This window comes from Mesorhizobium robiniae (genome assembly GCF_040545535.1).
In the GTDB taxonomy this organism is placed as follows: domain Bacteria; phylum Pseudomonadota; class Alphaproteobacteria; order Rhizobiales; family Rhizobiaceae; genus Mesorhizobium; species Mesorhizobium robiniae.
The window spans coordinates 252,578-271,159 of the sequence record NZ_JBEPMC010000004.1; the positions used below are offsets into that span (position 1 = coordinate 252,578).

General features: G+C 62.3%; 15 protein-coding genes. 8 read left to right on the forward strand and 7 right to left on the reverse strand.

All coding sequences use genetic code 11. The features are described from left to right. Nucleotides 1-154 precede the first annotated feature (154 nt). Nucleotides 155-943 carry a DUF899 domain-containing protein gene (locus ABID19_RS13075; protein WP_354491025.1) on the forward strand — a complete coding sequence of 263 codons (789 nt, stop codon included), beginning with the start codon at nucleotides 155-157 and terminating at the stop codon, nucleotides 941-943. Nucleotides 944-1,140: 197 nt separating this feature from the next. Here the strand turns inward: ABID19_RS13075 and ABID19_RS13080 are convergent, their stop codons facing one another. After that, on the reverse strand, nucleotides 1,141-3,114 hold the full coding sequence (locus ABID19_RS13080) for a putative bifunctional diguanylate cyclase/phosphodiesterase (RefSeq protein WP_354491606.1): 1,974 nt from the start codon (nucleotides 3,112-3,114) through the stop codon (nucleotides 1,141-1,143). A gap of 323 nt (nucleotides 3,115-3,437) precedes the next feature. Here ABID19_RS13080 and ABID19_RS13085 point away from each other — a divergent pair, with 323 nt between their 5' ends. After that, on the forward strand, nucleotides 3,438-4,484 hold the full coding sequence (locus tag ABID19_RS13085; protein ID WP_354491027.1) for a class I SAM-dependent methyltransferase: 1,047 nt from the start codon (nucleotides 3,438-3,440) through the stop codon (nucleotides 4,482-4,484). A 62-nt stretch (nucleotides 4,485-4,546) separates the two neighbouring features. Here the strand turns inward: ABID19_RS13085 and ABID19_RS13090 are convergent, their stop codons facing one another. Continuing rightward, entirely contained in the window at nucleotides 4,547-5,467 is a 921-nt protein-coding gene (locus ABID19_RS13090) for a sugar kinase (protein WP_354491029.1), read from the reverse strand. A 234-nt stretch (nucleotides 5,468-5,701) separates the two neighbouring features. On the opposite strand from ABID19_RS13090, the gene ABID19_RS13095 reads away from it, so the two are divergent. Further along, the gene (locus tag ABID19_RS13095) at nucleotides 5,702-6,151 is read left to right on the forward strand and encodes a FixH family protein (RefSeq protein ID WP_354491608.1); all 450 of its coding nucleotides are present in this window, start codon (nucleotides 5,702-5,704) and stop codon (nucleotides 6,149-6,151) included. Nucleotides 6,152-6,189: 38 nt separating this feature from the next. Beyond that, a complete protein-coding gene (locus ABID19_RS13100; protein WP_354491610.1) occupies nucleotides 6,190-7,353 on the forward strand; it encodes a cytochrome-c peroxidase in 1,164 nt (387 codons plus the stop codon). Between the two features lie 261 nt (nucleotides 7,354-7,614). Here the strand turns inward: ABID19_RS13100 and ABID19_RS13105 are convergent, their stop codons facing one another. Continuing rightward, nucleotides 7,615-8,067: an Lrp/AsnC family transcriptional regulator gene (locus tag ABID19_RS13105; RefSeq protein WP_023676441.1), complete on the reverse strand. Its 453-nt coding sequence runs from the start codon at nucleotides 8,065-8,067 to the stop codon at nucleotides 7,615-7,617. 162 nt (nucleotides 8,068-8,229) lie between these two features. On the opposite strand from ABID19_RS13105, the gene putA reads away from it, so the two are divergent. Then, nucleotides 8,230-11,841, forward strand: coding sequence for a bifunctional proline dehydrogenase/L-glutamate gamma-semialdehyde dehydrogenase PutA (gene putA, locus ABID19_RS13110; protein WP_354491032.1), 3,612 nt, complete (start codon nucleotides 8,230-8,232; stop codon nucleotides 11,839-11,841). A gap of 97 nt (nucleotides 11,842-11,938) precedes the next feature. On the opposite strand, the gene ABID19_RS13115 is transcribed toward putA, so the two are convergent. From ABID19_RS13115 to ABID19_RS13130, 4 genes are all read right to left on the reverse strand, one after another. Next, nucleotides 11,939-12,253, reverse strand: a complete 315-nt coding sequence (locus tag ABID19_RS13115) for an antibiotic biosynthesis monooxygenase family protein (RefSeq protein WP_354491033.1) — start codon at nucleotides 12,251-12,253, stop codon at nucleotides 11,939-11,941. 69 nt (nucleotides 12,254-12,322) lie between these two features. Continuing rightward, complete coding sequence (locus ABID19_RS13120) at nucleotides 12,323-13,201, reverse strand: energy transducer TonB family protein (RefSeq protein ID WP_354491035.1); 879 nt, start codon at nucleotides 13,199-13,201, stop codon at nucleotides 12,323-12,325. Between the two features lie 226 nt (nucleotides 13,202-13,427). After that, entirely contained in the window at nucleotides 13,428-13,871 is a 444-nt protein-coding gene (locus tag ABID19_RS13125; RefSeq protein ID WP_354491036.1) for a hypothetical protein, read from the reverse strand. 5 nt (nucleotides 13,872-13,876) lie between these two features. Further along, on the reverse strand, nucleotides 13,877-16,117 hold the full coding sequence (locus ABID19_RS13130) for a TonB-dependent hemoglobin/transferrin/lactoferrin family receptor (protein ID WP_354491038.1): 2,241 nt from the start codon (nucleotides 16,115-16,117) through the stop codon (nucleotides 13,877-13,879). Nucleotides 16,118-16,327: 210 nt separating this feature from the next. Between ABID19_RS13130 and hemP the strand changes: the two genes are divergently transcribed. From hemP to ABID19_RS13145, 3 genes are all read left to right on the forward strand, one after another. Then, on the forward strand, nucleotides 16,328-16,534 hold the full coding sequence (hemP, locus tag ABID19_RS13135; RefSeq protein WP_352931786.1) for a hemin uptake protein HemP: 207 nt from the start codon (nucleotides 16,328-16,330) through the stop codon (nucleotides 16,532-16,534). Between the two features lie 21 nt (nucleotides 16,535-16,555). Further along, on the forward strand, nucleotides 16,556-17,617 hold the full coding sequence (locus tag ABID19_RS13140) for a hemin-degrading factor (protein ID WP_354491039.1): 1,062 nt from the start codon (nucleotides 16,556-16,558) through the stop codon (nucleotides 17,615-17,617). 68 nt (nucleotides 17,618-17,685) lie between these two features. Continuing rightward, complete coding sequence (locus ABID19_RS13145; RefSeq protein ID WP_354491040.1) at nucleotides 17,686-18,576, forward strand: heme/hemin ABC transporter substrate-binding protein; 891 nt, start codon at nucleotides 17,686-17,688, stop codon at nucleotides 18,574-18,576. The last annotated feature ends 6 nt before the right edge of the window (nucleotides 18,577-18,582 follow it).

Here is an 18,582-nt window from a genome sequence, read left to right on the forward strand (position 1 = left end):
GATTCCCTCGGAATGCCGCCACACTTGTTACTCCCACCTTCCGCTTTCCGGTGACAAACTATCCCCCACGACGACAACGCGCGGTGGGCAGCGAATGAAACGGCGCTTCAGTCACGGGCGCCGGAATTCGCGAAAATCAGGAGGTATCGAAGTCATGACTGCATCAGCCAAGAACGGACGGACAAGCGGACAGCCCGCCATGCATACACCACCGGTCGTGTCGCCGCAGGCGTGGGAGGCGGCCCGCGAGCAGCTGCTCGTGAAGGAAAAGGCCCAGACCCGCGCCCGTGACGCGCTGGCCGCCGAGCGGCGGCGGATGCCGTGGATGGCGGTGGAGAAGAATTATGCGTTCGAGGGGCCTGACGGAAAGGCCAGCCTGCTCGACCTGTTCGACGGTCGGCGTCAGCTGATCGTCTACCGCGCCTTCTTCGAGCCCGGCGTGTTCGGCTGGCCCGACCATGCCTGCCGCGGCTGCTCCCTGGTGGCCGACCAGGTCGCCCATGTCGCTCACCTGAACGCCCGCGACACCACCCTTGTGTTCGTCTCGCGTGCGCCACAGGCCGATATCGCGCGGCTGAAGGCGCGGATGGGCTGGGAGATGCCGTGGTTCACGCTCACCGACAGCTTCGACGCCGACTTCGGCGTGGACCAGTGGCATGGTCACAACGTGTTCATCCGCGACGGCGACCGCGTGTTCCGCACCTACTTTATCGACAACCGCGGCGACGAGCAGATGGGGGGTACCTGGAATTACCTCGACATCACGCCGCTGGGCCGGCAGGAGGCCTGGGAGGACTCGCCCGAAGGCTATCCCCAGACCCCGGCCTACAAGTGGTGGAACTGGCACGACAGCTACGCCGCGGATCCAGCAGCCGACAAGAAGTGGGCCGAGGTGTCGGAGGCTGGAGAGGCGGCGTTCCGGGAGGCCAGCACGAAGGCGTGAGTAAGGCCTGTTCCGGTGAATCGGGCGGACGGCGACGGTTGGTCTGAGGACCATCGATCCGCCGCCGCTCCTGATCGCGTTTGGTCATGAGTTATACGGTCCCCGGTCTTGCGAACACCGGACGGATCTTCCGCGCGCTCTCATCACGCTTCTGCGGCGACGACGGCTTGCAGTTACTCAGGGCGCGCCGCCGCTACTCATGCGGATTTGACGACCAAAAATGGGCGCTTGTGGGTGGCCGGTCTCGCCCGGAATCTCGCGGCGGGAGCCGGACGGCCGACATAAAAGCCCTGGATTTCATCTATGTCGAATTCGCGGACTAGAGCCATCTGCTTGTCTGTTTCCACCCCTTCGACCAAGATTTTATGGCCGCGGTTTCGGACCAGGGCGATGATGTCTTGCAGCATCGCCTTGCCCCTTGGGGTGCCGCAGTCATGAAGAAACGAGCGGTCAATCTTCACCGTATCGAAGTCGATAAGACGAAGCCATGAGAGGCCGGCGAAGCCGGTGCCGAAATCGTCAAGCCATATCCTGATACCAAGCAGCTTCAGGTCGCTGATACAGCGAAGAATGTCGGAGTGCATCTCCATCTCCAGCCCTTCGGTGATTTCGAAGGCAAGCCTGCTGCCGGCTACGCCGGTCTCGCTCAAAATGGCTGCAACAGACGTTGCGAAGCCGGGCGTCTTGAGCTGAATTGGAGAGACGTTGACACTCACGACGCGGATGTGATCGTCGACCAGGAGTTCAGCGCACACTGTCTTTATGGCCCAGCGCCCGAGTTCCAGGACTGCGCCTGTTCGTTCCGCGACGGGAATGAACAGGCCCGGGGGAACCGATGTGCCGTCCAACATCTTGAGGCGCATCAGCGCCTCGACAGCTTCAACTCGGCCCGACGCAACATTCTGGATTGGTTGGTAGACGAGTGAAACGAGATCCTGGCCGATCGCGATCTTCAGCAAAGCCGCGACGTTCTCGCTCTCATCGCTGCTCTGGGGATCGTTGGGATCGAACAGCCAAGTACAATTGCGGCCGCCCGCTTTTGCCAGATAGAGCGCGCGATCGGCCTCATAGATGATCTTCTCCAGCTTGGCGCCAGTCTGCGCCCTGGTGAATGCTGCGCCAACGCTCACCGTTACCACCGAGGTTCCATCTCTGCGGTGCTCGTGGGGAAGCGCCAGGTTCTGCACCGTGCTTCGAATGGCCTCCGTAATATCTGCGACCTGTTCTCTTTTTTCCATGCGGGCCAGGACAATGAATTCTTCACCGCCGTAGCGACCGATCGAGCCATTGCGCTGCTTGACCATATCGGCAAGGGCATTGGCGACAAGAACCAGACAGCGGTCGCCCTCTTGATGTCCATAAAAGTCATTGAACCTTTTGAAAAAGTCCACGTCGATGAGGATCGCAACAAAACTGCTGCCAGACCTTTGCCAGTCGCTCCAGTAGTCCCGCAGCTTTTCGTCGATCGCCCGCCGATTCTCCAGGCCTGTAAGAGGATCGGTTCTCGACAGACTCAGCAGTGCCTGTCCGCGTTCGGTGGCTTCCTTGTGCTGGATTTTGGCTTCGAGGGCATTCAGGAAGACGTTGTAGCGCTCCTCATTCAGCTTCCAGTTTACGTAAGACGTAAAGGTGAAGCATGATATGTAGAAGGTTCCAAATACCATTTTGTACGTTAGCGTGGACGGCACAAAATAATTTACGATATATAGTATAACAAGTATTATTGCCGAAGTTAAGATAGAAACGCTGAATTTAAAAGTGAAAAATAGATTAGCACTCATCATGAATATGGTGCCGAATACCATATAGTAAGAGACACTTTCCTTGTCGGCGCCCATAACCGCTGGGCAAAGCCAGCCAACATAGCCAAAGATGATGGCTCCGGCGCAAGTCACGTCGATCCATTCCGTTGCGACTCCCCGGCGAAGTTGCGCCTCCAAGATCAGGAGCGCAGTCATTCCGACCGCGAAGCGTGCCGTGATCGTATAGATCGCCACATCCGGAATCAGCAGCAGATCCGTTGCCGAAAACATCAGATAGATGGCAACGGCGATCCAAAGCCCCGGCCTGGCGTCCATTCTTCGCTTCGCCTGGCCTTCCTTTCGGTAGAGGTCGCGAAGCTCGTCGGACCGCGGTTCGTAGTGCAGCTCGAACGGTTCCGCATCGGCCATATCCGCCAATGCGGGTGACGCGCGTTCGTTCGTCACGACAAATCCCGTTTGAACGGGGCTTTGCATTCCAAAATCATTCCTGGCTTCTGCCCCCACGCCGGCCGACTCCTCAGGCGCGACAGCGATTGCGGCGCCTCGCACACAATATGCAGTCGCGCAAATAGGCTTTCGTTAACTCGTATCGGGAATCCGGCCCGCAAGGCGTCCAAAGAACTGGGATGGTTGGCGAAGAATTAACGACACCGCTAAAATGCCGAGGGTGTGTGTCTTGGCAAAGGTAAAATTTTACGCAATATCTAGCTAATATCTAGCTAATTGTAACTATGGAGTCTGCGGTGGCAACCATCCTTGATGGCCAGAGTCTGATCACTGCCGAGACGATCGCCGCCAGTCTCCCTCGAGGAAAGCTCGAGCCCCATCGCGAAGCGTTCGAAACCGCCCGAGCGGAGCTTGCGCTCGTTCTTCACTCGACACACCAGCAAGTCGAACAACGAAAAGATCCCGCGGAGGTCATTCGTCGTCTGATGTCGTACCTCGACGCAACGCGTTCCAAGGTTCATCCGGACGTTTGGCAAGCATTGATACCGGTCGTGCAGAACCACCCGATCCTGGAATACTTTCTAGAGGATCCGCTCACGCGGTGGTCCCATGACAAGCCCAGAGGTTATTCTGGCGACGCGCAGCTGCTCGACTACATCTATTGTGATCCGCACGTGGCTGAGAGCGTGGCAAACGCCTCGGAGATCGGCAAGGCACTCTATAGCCATACCAAGGATGTACCGTCGTGCGTCGCGGCACGGGAGCGACGCGATCTTTTGACCCGGTATGTCGATGAGATTGCGACCAAGAATGGGTCGCAGACCGAGGTCCTGGCGATTGCGGCGGGCCATTTAAGGGAGGCCAACCGCTCAGTCGCCTTACGAGAAAGCCGTCTCAAGCGCTGGGTTGCGCTCGATCAGGATCCTCAGAGCGTTGGATTGATCACGCGAGACTTCCAGGGCACCGCGGTCGAGGCCATCGACGGCTCGGTACGAACCGTGCTTACGAGAGGCCACAAGCTTGGCAAATTCGACTTCATCTACGCCTCCGGCCTTTACGACTACCTTGCGCACAACGTCGCCGTGAAGCTCACGAAAACCTGCCTGCAGATGTTGAAGCCGAACGGGACATTCCTGTTCGCGAATTATGCAGAGGGCAATCCCGACGCCGGCTACCGGGAGACGTTCATGAACTGGGTGCTGCTGCTGCGGTCGGAAGCCGATATGTGGAACATCATCAATGCCAGCGTCGACCGCAACACCGTCGAGGCGCAGGTGTTCTTTGGCGAGAATCGCAACGTGCTTTATGGCGTGATCGAAAAGCGCGGATAACGATCGCCTTGGGCTGCAAGGAGCCGTCCATTGGCGGCAGCCATCGTGATTGTATTTTGTTGCTAATCTTCGAACGCGGCCCTTAGCGTCTCGAACGGCGCCAGCGCGCCGCGCACCTGGACGACGCTTGCTGCGACGCGATGCGCGCGCAGCACGGCCTCGGTCGGGGCATGACCGGCAAGCCGGGCGGCGAGATAGGCGCCATTGAAGGAATCGCCAGCACCGGTCGTATCGACGGGCGCGGCGACATGCACGGCCGGAACGAGCCGTAGCGTTCCGTTGGCGGCGATCAGCGCCGGCTCCTCGCCATTCTTGACGACGACTTCGCCGACCAGCTTTCCCAGCCGTTGCGCGGTTGCCCGCGGCGCTGCGTCGCCGAACAGCATCTGCTCGTCGGGGAAGGTTGGCAGCGCTATGTCGGTGACTGCGAGTGCGTCGAGGATCGCGGTCTGCGCTTCTTCACGCTGGTGCCACAAGCGCGGCCGGTAGTTGGGGTCGAAGGCGACGAGCGAGCCGGCGGCGCGCGCCTTGGCCACGGCCGACAGCAACGTCTTGCGCGCGGCTTTGTCCAGAATTGCCAAAGTGATTCCGGAAAAGTAAACAAGCGACTGATTTTCAAGGCTTTTCGCCAAGGCGGCTGCGTCGGACGCTAGCTGCCTTGCGGCGGCATCGCCACGCCAGTAGGTGAAGGAGCGTTCGGCGCCGGTCAGCGTGATCGCATAGAGGCCGGGCCGGGCGCCTGGTATGATCGGGCTGGCACCGATGCCGATGCCATTTTGCGCGAAGAAACCGATCTGGTCGCGCGAGAACGGGTCGTCGCCGAAGGCCGACACATAGGTCGCCGGCCGATCGCCGCTCAGCGCATGCAGCGCCCACAGCGTGTTGAACGTGTCGCCGGCAAAGCCCATGCGCCAGTTCGGCCCCGTCTGGCCTGAAAGTTCGAGCATGCATTCACCGATCGAGGCGACGCCGTTTGCTGTCATGAATCTTTCCTCCTAGTGCATGTCGCCCAAAAGCTTGCCCTTGGGCCTGACCCGACGCTGCGCAGCGGTTTTGGGACAACGACATGGACAAAACCAAAGACCCGGTGCTGTAGCTTTTTGCGGCCGGCAGCGCCATGCTTGGCAGCAGCAGATTTTGCGCCAGGTTCGTTTTCTCAACGGCGCGGCGGGACGCTATCTGCCCAGCGAGACGTTATCTCTGGAAGAGGAACCGGTTTGGCATCGTTATGGCGTTATGTTCTGGCAGGTCTTGGTCTGGCTGCCTTGCTGGCTGGCATTCTTGCCGCCGTCTACCTGACCGCGCCGCAAGCGCCGCAACGTGCGGTCTCCGAGATTGCCCGTTCGAAGAAGACGGCACACGGGTTATTCGTGGCCAGTTTCGAGCCGGAGCGTGGTGTTATCAGGCAAGGCGAGCTGCAATCGTGGCTGCTGACCCTCAAGACAAATGCGGGCGCCCCGGTGGAGGGCGCCGCGATCACGATTTCCGGTGGCATGCCGCAGCACAGGCACGGCCTGCCGACCAGCCCGCAGGCGACCGGCTATCTGGGCGATGGGTGCTACCGCATCGACGGGGTGAAATTCACCATGAGCGGATTGTGGCAATTGCATTTCGCCATTTCCGCGGCGGCCGGATCCGACACGGTCGTCTTCGATGTGCTGCTGTGAACTGGGGCCGCCCCTTGCGTCTTCTCGCGCTGCTGGCGATGGCCGTGCTTGCCGGCTGCGGCAAACCGGAGTTTTCCGATGCCGAAAAGATGACCATCGCCTCGCTGGCGCTTTCGGCGCTGCCGCCGCTGAAAACCGACACCACCAACCGCTTCGCCGATGTGCCGGCCGCCGCCGCGCTTGGTTCGACGCTGTTTTTCGACGTCGGAATGAGCGGCGACGGCAAGGTTTCCTGCTCGACTTGCCATAAGATCGACCGGCAGTTCCAGGACGACCTGCCGCAAGCGGTCGGCGTCGGCCGCACCAACCGGCGCACCATGCCGCTGGCCGGCGTCGCGCATGATCCATGGTTTTTTTGGGACGGGCGGCGCGATAGCCTGTGGGCGCAGGCGCTGGCGCCGCTGGAGAATCCGCTGGAGCAGGCGGGCAATCGCGCCGCCTACGCGCATTACGTCAAGGCGCGCTTTGGCGAGCGCTATGAACGCATCTTCGGGCCGTTGCCCGACCTTTCGACTGTGCCGGCCAATGCCAGCCCGCTTGGCAATAATGCCGAAAAAGCGGCGTGGAACGCCATGCCCGCTGCGCAGGCCGAGGGTGTCAACCGCGTCTTCGCCAATATCGGCAAGGCGATCGCCGCCTTCGAGCGATCGATCGCGCCACCGCAGACGCGCTTCGACCGGTTCGCCGCCGCCTTGGCTACCGGTATACAGCCGCGAGGCGACGATGCCTTTTCGCCTGAAGAAATCCTCGGACTGAAACTGTTCATCGGCAAGGCCAATTGCGTGACGTGCCACACCGGGCCGCGCTTCACCGACGGCAGTTTTCACAACACCGGCGTGCCGCCGGTTGCGAATTTGCCGCCGGATCGCGGCCGCATAGATGCGGTACGCCAAGTCGAGGCCGATCCGTTCAACTGTTTCGGTGCGTTTCGCGATGGCGACGCCAGCGCCTGTGGCGAGCTGCGCTTCATGGTCAAGGCCGGACCGGAACTCGTCCGCGCCTACAAGACGCCGTCGCTGCGCGGTGCCGCGACCCGTCCGCCCTACATGCATGCCGGGCAGTTTTCCTCGCTCGACGAGGTAGTGGCGCATTACTCGAAGGCGCCGGCCAGTGTCGAGGGTGTGTCCGAGGTCCACCCGCTGCAGCTTTCGGACCGCGAACGCGCGGCGCTGGTGGCGTTCTTGAAGACGCTGGTGGAGTGAGAGGGTTGGCGGCGATACGATCAGTTGAAGGAATATCGCAAAAAATTTCGACTCTACGAAGTTTTGGAGGAGAAATTCGCGTTAGTGGCAAATCGCAAGCCTTGGAGATTAGCTGAAACACCCCTCCCTTCGTCATCCCAGGGCGGAGCAAGGAGCGAAGCGACGCGGCGCAGACCCTGGGATGACGAAGTGGAGGGGGACCTATGGCTAATCGCCAGCTTTGGAGATTGGCAGCTGGAGATCGGTCTCTGAGCAGAGATACTACCGATCCTTCACCGTCTCCATTGCCACGAAGGTCGAGGTCTGGGCAACGTGGGGGAGGGCGGAGATGCGCTCGCCGAGCACGCGGCGATAAGCGGCGATGTCGGTGGTGCGGACCTTCAGGAGATAGTCGAAACTCGACGCCATCATGTGGCACTGCTCGATCTCCGGCACCGCCTGCACCGCGCGGTTGAAAGCGTCGAGTGCGGCCGAGCGGGTGTCTGACAGTTTCACCTGAACGAAGGCGACATGGCCTTCGCCCATGCGCTCACGGTCGATGATCGCCTGATAGCCCCTGATAAAGCCGTCCTTCTCCAGCCGCTTGACCCGAGCCTGCACCGGCGTCTTCGACAGGCCGACCTTTGCAGCGAGCTCCGACATGGAAAGCCGGCCATTGCTGCCCAGTGCCGACAGGATGTTCCTGTCGATGCGGTCCAATTGATCTTCTGTCATGAGAATTCTGGTCAAATCGGTGACGATCAGCCGTTATGATAGATCAAAGGGCCTGCACTGTCGATTTCTTTGGACCGACTGTAATCAGGCTTTGTGCTAGTTTGCGCCATTCGGTCCGGCGACCGCCGGCCCGCTCCCTGATGTTCGCTCTACAGGACCGCCATGCCAGCGCTCGATGCCATCCGCCAGCAGATCCGTGCCAATTACTTGCCTGACGAAGACGAGGCCGTGAAGCGGCTGGCCGAAGAAACAGGGCTTTCGACGAATGAGCGGAAGGCGATCTCGGTCCGCGCCGCCGATCTGGTGCGTGCGGTGCGCGGCTCGTCCGATCCGCGGCTGATGGAGGTCTTCCTTTCCGCCTACGGCCTTTCCACCAAGGAGGGCGTGGCGCTGATGTGCCTGGCCGAGGCGCTGCTGCGGGTGCCGGACACCGAGACGATGGACGATCTCATCGCCGACAAGATCGCGCCGCATGACTGGTCGGCGCATTCGGGGGACTCGAGCTCGATCTTCATCAATGCGTCGACATGGGCGCTGATGCTGACCGGCCGGGTGCTTGACGAAGGCGAGGGCGGTATCGAAGGCACGCTGCGCGCCATGGTGCGCCGGCTGGGCGAGCCGGTCATCCGCAAGGCGGTCGCCGCCGCCATGCGCGAAATGGGCGAGCAGTTCGTGCTCGGCCGCACGATTGCCGAGGCCGTCAAGCGCGGCCGGCCGATGACCCAGAAGGGCTATCTCTATTCCTTCGACATGCTGGGCGAGGCGGCCCGCACCGAGGCCGACGCCTTGCGCTACCACAAGGCCTATGCCGACGCCATCTCGTCGCTCGATGCCGGCGCCAACGGCCCCGATATCCGCCAGAACCACGGCATCTCAGTCAAACTTTCGGCGCTGCATCCGCGCTATGAAGTGACGCAAAAGGAAAAGATGCTGCCCGTCATGGCCGAGCGGCTTTTGTCGCTGGCGCTGGCGGCGCGCCATTCGCGCATGGGCCTCAACATCGATGCCGAGGAGGCCGACCGCCTCGACCTGTCGCTCGACGTCATCGAACGGGTGCTGGCCGAGCCGGAGCTTGCCGGCTGGAACGGTTTTGGCGTCGTCGTCCAGGCCTATGGGCCGCGCGCCGCCTTCACCATCGACTGGCTCTATGCGCTGGCGAAGAAGTACGACCGCACCATCATGGTGCGGCTGGTCAAGGGCGCCTATTGGGACACCGAGATCAAGCGGGCGCAGACGCTCGGGCTCGACGGTTATCCCGTCTTCACCCGCAAAGCCAATACCGACGTGTCCTACCTGGCCTGCGCGAAGAAGCTTTTGTCGACGACCGACCGCATCTATCCGCAATTCGCCACTCACAACGCCCACACCGTCGCCGCCATCCTGTCGATGGCCGGCGATCGTGACTCCTTCGAATTCCAGCGCCTGCACGGCATGGGCGAGGCGCTGCACGAGACGGTGCGGCGAGCCGAGGGCACGCGCTGCCGCATCTATGCGCCGGTCGGCGCGCATTCCGACCTGCTTGCCTATCTGGTCCGCCGGCTGCTCGAAAACGGCGCCAACTCCTCGTTCGTGCACCAACTCACCGACGAGGAGGTCGAGCCGGAGGATATTGCTCGCGACCCGCTTGAGACCGTCGAGAAACAGGGTCCCGCCGCCAATCCGGCGATCGCCCGACCATCGGCGATCTTCGGTGCTGCCCGACGGAACTCGAAGGGATTCGACATCACCGATCCAGTGACGCTCACCGCCATCGACAAGGCGAAGACCGAGTTTGCCGGCCCGGACCGCTGGCACGCCAAGCCGATCACGCGGGCCGCCGGCTATGGCAAGCAGCGCCGGGTGGTCAATCCGGCAAAGCCCGACGACGTGGTCGGCACGGTCAGCGAGGCCACCGCAAAGCAGGTCGCGACCGCCGTGCGCATCGCGGTGGAGGCGCAGCCGGCATGGGCAAGGCGTGCCGTTGCCGAGCGTGCCGCCATTCTCAACCGCGCCGCCGATCTCTATGAGGCCAACGCCGTCGAATTCTTCGCGCTAGCCATCCGCGAAGCCGGCAAATCGCTGGCCGACGGCGTCGCCGAAGTGCGCGAAGCGGTCGATTTCTTGCGCTATTACGCCGCCGAGGCGGCCAATGCCGAACCCGGCACGGAAGCGCGCGGCGCGATCGCCTGCATCTCGCCGTGGAATTTTCCGCTCGCCATCTTCACCGGCCAGATCGCGGCAGCACTCGTCACCGGCAATTCGGTGATCGCCAAGCCGGCCGAGCAGACGCCGCTGATCGCCTTCCGCGCCGTCGAATTGCTGCGCGAGGCCGGCGTGCCGGAAGATGTCATCCAGCTTCTGCCCGGCGACGGCCCCTCTGTCGGCGGCCCGCTGACATCAGATCCGCGCATTGCCGGCGTCTGCTTCACCGGCTCGACCGAGGTCGCCAAGCTGATCGAAAAGCAACTGGCCGAGACCGCCGCGCCCGACGCGATGCTGATCGCCGAGACCGGCGGGCTGAACGCGATGATCGTCGATTCCACCGCACTTCCCGAACAAGCGGTGCGCGACATCCTTGCCTCGGCCTTCCAGAGTGCCGGCCAGCGCTGCTCGGCGCTGCGCGTGCTCTATGTGCAGAAGGACGTCGAGAAGAAGATGCTGGAGATGCTGAAGGGCGCGATGGAGGCGCTCAGCGTCGGCGATCCTTGGCAGATCTCCACCGATGTCGGCCCGGTCATCGACGACGAGGCGCAAAAATCGATCCGCGACTATTGCACCAAAATGGGTCTGCAGGGCCGGCTGATCGCCAAGCTCGAAGCGCCGAAGGATGGCCGCTTCGTGGCGCCGCATGTCTTCCGGGTCAAGGGCATCGAGGAGATGGAGAGCGAGGTGTTCGGGCCGGTGCTGCACGTCGCCAGCTTCGATGCCGACGAGATCGATGCGGCGATCGCCGCGATCAACCGCAAGGGTTATGGGCTGACCTTCGGGCTGCACACCCGCATCGAAGGCCGCGCCCAGCATTTCGTCGACGGCATCCATGCCGGCAATATCTATGTCAACCGCAACCAGATCGGCGCCGTGGTCGGTTCGCAGCCGTTCGGCGGGGAAGGGCTTTCCGGCACCGGCCCGAAGGCCGGCGGGCCGCATTATCTCAGGCGCTTCCGCAAGGGGCCGCAGGCCGGCACGCCTGTTCTTGACGGCCGCAAGGTGACGGCGACAGAGCTTGCCGACAATCTGCCAGACCCAGAGCTTGGCGGCTGGTCGACGCGGGCGGACCGCGTTGCCGTGCTCAGGAAGCATCTGCGCGGCAAGGGTGCTGCGGCCATCGGCGCCGCCGCCGGCATCGATTTCGGCCAGGTCGATCTGCCCGGACCGACCGGCGAGGCCAACACGCTGTCGCTGTCGCCGCGTGGCCGTGTGCTCTGCCTGGGACCGGACGCCGACACGCTGCTTGCCCAGACGATCCAGGCGCTCGCCGCCGGCAATGCGGTGCTGGCCGTCGCGCCGGGTGCGCCGGCTGCACTGTCGTCACTGACCGGCAAGGGGCTGCCGCTGGCGGCCATCGACGGCCGTCCCGACCCGGTCGAGGCACGCGCGCTGCGTGTTGATGTCGTCGCATTTTCCGGCACGCCCGAGGCCGCACGCATCGTGCGCAAGGTGATCGCCGACCGCGCCGGCCCGATCGTGCCGCTGGTCAGCGAAGTGCTCAATCCGGCCGCCTACGCGCATGAACGCGCCGTCTGCGTCGACACCACGGCGGCGGGCGGCAATGCCAGCCTGCTGGCGGCGGCGTGAGGTTCATTGACAGGTGGGAGGGACAGCACCCCCCTCTGCCCTGCCGGGCGTCTCCCCCGCAAGGGGGGAGATCGGCAGCTTCGTCGACGGCGCCTGCTTACGCGCCCTCGACGACCGAAAAGCCCTCGAATTGCGGATGACCGAGATAGTGCGCCTTGGTGGTGCCGGTATTGCGGTGCGCGGCGCGAAAGTTCTCGGATTTGGTCCAGGCGACGAAATCCTCATGGCTCGCCCACACGGTGTGCGAGGCGAACAGCGTGTAGCCTTCGGCCTCGTTGACCGGACCACGTAGCAGATGAAATTCCTTAAAACCTTTCATTTCGGACAGGCTGGAATCACGGTTCTTCCAGACGTCCTCGAAGGCGGTCTCAGACCCGTTCTGGACCTTGAAACGGTTCATGGCGATGTACATTGGTGGTTCCTTTCGGGATTGCGGATTATGATGCTTGGTGGATTGCCTGAAACGCTGAGGCGCAGGCTGTTAGAAGGGACCGATCCGCGCTTTAAACACCCAACTTGATTTGCCGGTTTCGGTTGGAATGGGAGGGAATGGTGCTTGCTTGCGCACCAGCGTCAAAGCGAATTGATCAAGCTCCTGAGATCCTGAGCTTTCGGCAAGCTGTATGTCGCTGATGCTGCCGTCTGCCATGATAACGAAAACGACCCTGGCATTGTTGCGAGCGCTGGCTTGTATCGATTTCGAAACACGACGGTTGGCACGGGCAAGCTTCTTTTGAACTTCACCGCTGTAGCGGGTTTCAATCGCATTGCCTGCCGCTTCCTGCTTCTTGCCCTTGCTGGCAGTCACCGCGCCGCGTTCCTCGCCATCCAGCGCGCCGCGGGCATCGTTCGTTTCGCCCGCCACGCCAAGACCTGCTGTCGCGCTTGGCCTCGCGGTCGGGATCGGCGGCTGTCCGAAATCGGTAGGAGGCGCCTCGGTGCTTTCGGCCGGAGCAGCCGGCTCCGCCGGCGCTTCAGTCTTCGGAGCCACGTCCGGTTCGTCCAGCCGTGGGGTGTCGGCCATCAGTATGTCTGGGGTGGGGGTGGGTTGTTTGGCGACCTGCGGCAAGGGCGCGGAGGACTGCGCGGCCATTTCCCTGGCGGGCCGGTCGGCAGGCTGCTCGGGCTTGACCTCAGGCTTGGCCGGCTGCGGGTCGGGCACCAAGGTAACGTTCATCGCGCCCGGGACCTGACCATCCAAGGCGCTGCCGACCACGTTGGCACCGGTTTGATCGGTGCCTTCCATCTGGATAGCGTCCCTGGAATCGAATGTGCCGGCAGGTGTGATGAGAAAAGCGGCCGCCACCGCGGCATGGAACAGGCAGGAGGCGATGATAGCCGCCGTCCATTTGCGGCTCATGGCTGACGGCCGGGCCGGCGCAAGCGGTTCGGTCGGTGCAATCGCCAGTTCGCCATTGGCGTCGGGGAGGGGACTGATTTCCTGCATGGTTCGCAACGAGACCTGCCGCGACCGGTGCGGACTTGTCAAATCAAGATCGCTGGCATCGCGCGACCACAGAACGGAGGTGGCCAAAGGCCACGCCACGATGTTCCGTCCGAGTGCGGGCCCAAGTCCCACTCTCTTCTCAGACCCCGAAGGCGATGCCGGTCTTGGTTTCGGTCTTCAGCTTGCGCATGCAAGCGTCCGGCTCGATGCCGGTGCCTGCGCATTCGGTCGCGCTGTTGATCAGCACGCGGCTGACCTTGGCGCAGTCGGCGCCGGCAAGATCGAACCGCGTCACCTTGGTCTTGCCCGCCGGAAGGTCCTTGAAGTCGAGCACGGTCAGCCGGTCAACGACGCCGGCCTCGTTGAACAGCGCGATCTCGAACGCCGCTTTCGAGAGGTCGGCGCCGAGAGTGTTGTTAACCACGAACGTCAAACGGCAGCCCTTGTCGGAGGGTTGTGCACCATTGAGTTCAAGCGTGAGACCAGGGGCCGGCGCGGACTCTTGCGCCCACGCCGGACCCATCACAAGCGGCATTGCCAGCACCGAGGTCAGCAGGCGAAGCGATGCCGTCAAGCTTGCCATTGTCGTCAGCCTCCAAATCGCATTGTTGCCGCCAGCTTCAACGTGACGCCGGGCTCGTAAATTACACTCGTGGCCGATCCGTTCAACGGATTGGTGTATTTCTCGTCGAACAAATTGTCGGCGCGGAAATCGACCTTGAAGTTGTCGGTCGCCTGGTAGCTGGCGAAGGCATTGACCAGCGTGTAGTCCCTGGCCACTTCGTTGCCCTTCGGCTTGCCATTGTACTGGACCTCGCCGCCGACGGTCAGCTTATCCTCCAGAAAGCGCAAGCCGAGTTGCGCGGTGACTTGGGACGAAGGGACGGTGACGAGGTCTGCCCGCTCGCCTTCATAGGAGATGGTGTGGCCATCGATAATCGAGGCCGACAGCCCGGCGAAACCCCAGCTGGCGTCATAGACAGCTTCCATTTCAAAGCCGCGGATCTTGGCTTCTGCGAAGTTCTGGTACTGGAAGCAGATCGGAATGCCGGGGCCGAACGGGCAACCGCTGGTCGGATCGAAGGCCGACAGGGTGACGCCGTCGATGTAGTCTTCGACATCGTTGTTGAAGTAGGCCGCCTTGAAACGAAACGCGTCGCCGGCTTCGAGGACGTCGTCCTGCTTGTAGTTGACACCGAATTCGACCGTTTTGCCGATTTCAGGCTTCAGGTTGGGGTTGGGCAGAAACGGAAAGCTGACGCCAGCCGGATGATTGCCGCTGATAAGGGTTTCCGACAGCGACGGGGAGCGATATCCCTCCGCATAGGTGCCGTAGAGTTGCAGTCCCGAAAGGCTGGCGGTTTCAAACGGCGAGACGCCGACGGTGATGCGCGGCGACAGCCGGTCGCCGGAGGTTTCGCCGACATCGCTTTCGAGCTCGTAGCTGTCGTAACGCAGGCCGGCGATGACCTCGAGCCAATCCCCGGTGAGCTTGTCCTGGACGTAAGCGCCGGAAACGTTTCGCTTGCCCGAAGGGGTATAGAAACTGGCGCCGCCTGCCGCACCCCCCGTCTCGACGTCGTCGCCAACCCAGTCGCCACCGTAGGTCAGCTCGTGCGCAATGCCGGCGGTCTCGAACCGCGAGGTGTTCCAGATGTCGATGCCTGAAGTGCCGATATCGAAGGTAGACATCGAACCCGCCGGCAGGACGATGGGAAGACCGGTGACTGGATCAAACCGGTTTTGCGGAACAAGGCTCGTCATGTCCAGATTGGTCTTGTTGTAGGAGGCGCCGATGTGGAGATCGAGCCAGCTCTTGTCTTCGTCGGTGATGTTGTAGCGACCGGTGAAGGTGTTCGCTTTCAGGTCGACGTCATTCACCGGCGTGCCGCCGCTGACCTCGTTCCACCCGTCGCTCGTGCCATTCCAGCCCAGTTTCAGCTCGCTGTTTTCAGTGGGGCGGATGGTCGTCTTGAGAAGGCCGCTCAAAACGTCGAAGCCGGTGCCGTTCACCGTATCGCCGCCGCCATCCTTGTAGTCGTCGTAGTCGCGATAGACGATGTTGCCGAGGACATCCCAGTTCTCATTGAAACGATAGGCACCAGCGGCGCTGGTGGTCCAGCCTTCGCCGTTGGTCTCGTAGCGCCCGGTCGCGGACGCCGCCCATGTCTCACCGTCGCGCAGAAAGTCCTCCGCGTCTTTGGTCTCGAACAAGACGACACCGCCAATGGCGCCCGAGCCGTAAGTGTTGGCAACCGGGCCGCGGGTGACGTCGACGGATTTGATGAGCTCCGGGTCGATATAGAAGGTCGATTGCGTGCCGTGATCGGAGCGCTGGAAGTTCTGCCGCGCACCGTCGACGATCACAGCGACGCGGCCGAAGTCCTGAAGGCCACGGATGTTGATGGAGGAACTGACGCGCCTTGCGTCCGCCTGGACCGTTATTCCAGGCACACCGAACAGCATTTCGTTAGGCGTCGTTGCCATGCGCCGATCCAGCTGCTCCTGGTCGACATGACTGGTCGAAGACAGGGATTCGATCGCCGTCTCGCCGGTGCGGCTGATGACCAGGATCTGGTCGAGCAGCGTTGCGCCCGCCGGAGCCGGCCCGGCCTGTTCAGGCGCCTGCGCTTGTTCGGCCTGCTGTTGGTCTGTTGGCGGCTGGGCGGCCTGTTGAGCAGTGGCCGGCGGCGTCAGCAGCGCAATCGCTGCAGCACCCGCCAGCAAAGCGGCTATTCCCTTTGCCACCGGCCGATACGCCGGACCTCGATACGCCGGACCTGGGCTGCTATTCGCCAGACCCGGCCGTCCCCAATTCGCCAACCCCATGCCCCAACTCCAAAAGTCCTGGTTCGATGCTGGCTGGCTTGGAGCTTGCTGGCATTTTTCGTCGTGTCCGGCGTCTTAAATGTTGACTCACTTAGTCCGGTATTGCACTGACTAATAAACATGATTATTCAAGTCAAGAAATGAATCGGCATTTCACGCAAGCCTAGAGCCAGCTGACCAAGCCCCGGCCCAGGAAAGGGATCGAACCAGATGAACACGCACAATCCCAGTGACTTTCGCTATCGCGTCCGCCGTTCCGACGACAATTCGGCTCGTTTCGAACGGGTTCCGTTGACCGTGAGAACCCTGTCCAGCAACACGCTGTTCCAGGGCGAGCACGAGATCGGCATCGAGCATCACGGAGCGCTCTACCGGCTGAAGATCACCCGCCAGGGCAAGCTCATCCTCAACAAGTAGGCAAGAGTAGGTATTTTAGAGATGGACCAGCGCGTAAAGCCCGCTCCGCACGAGATCCGGCGGGCGCGGGAAGACAATCCGAAGACGCGCGAGCGCGATCTCGCCGCCCAGCTTGGGATTTCGGAGGCCGAGCTGGTCGCTGCGCATTGCGGCGACGGCGTCGTCCGCGTCGAGCCGCGCGTCAACGACCTTTTGACCGGCCTCGAAGCCGTCGGTGAAGTCATGGCGCTGACCCGCAATGAAAGCGCTGTGCACGAGAAGATCGGCGTCTACGACAAGATCGTCACCGGCAACCACAACGCCATGGTGCTTGGCGAGAACATCGACCTGCGCATCTTCCCGAAAGTCTGGACGCACGGCTTTGCCGTCGAAAAGCGCGAGGGCGATGATATCAGGCGCAGCCTGCAGTTCTTCGATGCAGCAGGCGAGGCGGTGCACAAGGTGCATCTGCGGCCCGCGTCCAGCCTCTATGCCTATCAGAAGTTGGTGGGCGAACTCGAATCGCCGAACCAGGAGCCGACGGTTGCGGTTTCGGAGGGCGGATTTGCCGACGAAGCCGAGACTTCCGATGCTTCCGCCGATGTCGACGATCTACGCGACCGCTGGAGCCGGCTGACCGACGTGCATCAATTCTTCGGCATGCTGAAGACGCTGAAGCTCGACCGCCGCCAGGCAATGCGCATGGTCGGCCAGGATTATGCCTGGCTGCTCGACAACGATGCCGTCAGCGCCATGTTCCATCATGCCGCCGAGGGCGAGATGCCGATCATGTGCTTTGTCGGCAATCGCGGCTGCATCCAGATCCATTCGGGCCCGATCAAGTCGATCAAGCCGATGGGGCCATGGATCAACGTGCTGGACGAGACCTTCCATCTGCATCTGCGGACCGACCACATCCAAGAGGTCTGGGCCGTTCGCAAGCCGACCAAGGACGGCCATGTCACGTCTCTCGAAGCCTACGGCGCCGACGGCAAGATGATCATCCAGTTCTTCGGCAAGCGCCATGAAGGTGAAAGCGAGCGCGAGGACTGGCGGTTTCTGGCAGAGAACCTGCCGCGCATTCCAAGCCCGACCGCAGCCTGAGGACGACGACAATGGTTCCTTTGCTTAAGCGGGCGGCTCCTTTGCTTAAACGGGCGCGTGTTTTTAAAATGGCGCCCCTTTTCAAACGGGTGCTTGGGGCCACGATCGGCCTTTCCCTGGCCTTCGCCGCGTTGCTGCCGGCCCGCGCCGCCGAAGGCACAGAGGTGTTCGCCGACCCGTCGAAGATAGCCGCCATAGGCGGTTCGATCACCGAGATCGTTTTTGCGCTCGGCGAGCAGGATCGGCTGGTCGCCCGCGATTCGACCAGCCGTTATCCCGAGGCGGCGCTCAAGTTGCCTGACGTCGGCTACATGCGCCAGCTGTCGCCGGAAGGCGTCCTGTCGGTCAATCCGTCGGGCATCCTGGCGCTGCACGGCAGCGGGCCAAAGGAAGCCGTCGACGTGCTGAAGAAAACGAGCATCCCGTTCATCGAGGTGCCCGAGCGCTACGACCATGAAGGCATTCTCGAAAAGGTCCACATCGTCGGCAAGGCGCTCGGCGTGGACGCCAAAGCCGACGCGCTGGCAGCCGAGATCGATGCCAAGCTGAAGGCCGCCGAAAAGCAGACCGCCTCGATCAAGGAGCGCAAGCGCGTCCTGTTCGTGCTGTCGATGCAGGGCGGCAAGATCCTCGCTTCCGGCAGCGACACCGCCGCCGACGGCATCATCAAGCTTTCGGGCGGGTTCAACGCGATCGACGGCTTCTCCGGCTACAAGCAATTGTCCGACGAGGCGCTCATCACCGCCAAGCCGGACGTGATCCTGATGATGAACAATGCCGGTCCTGCCGCATCGGATGACGAATTGTTTGCGCACCCTTCCATCTTGTCGACGCCGGCGGGTGCGGCACGTAAGGTGATCCGCATGGATGGCGGCTATCTGCTCGGCTTCGGGCCGCGCACGGCCGACGTCATCCACGACCTTGCCGCCTCGCTTTATGGCGGGCAGGCCGGGGACTGAGCGGGC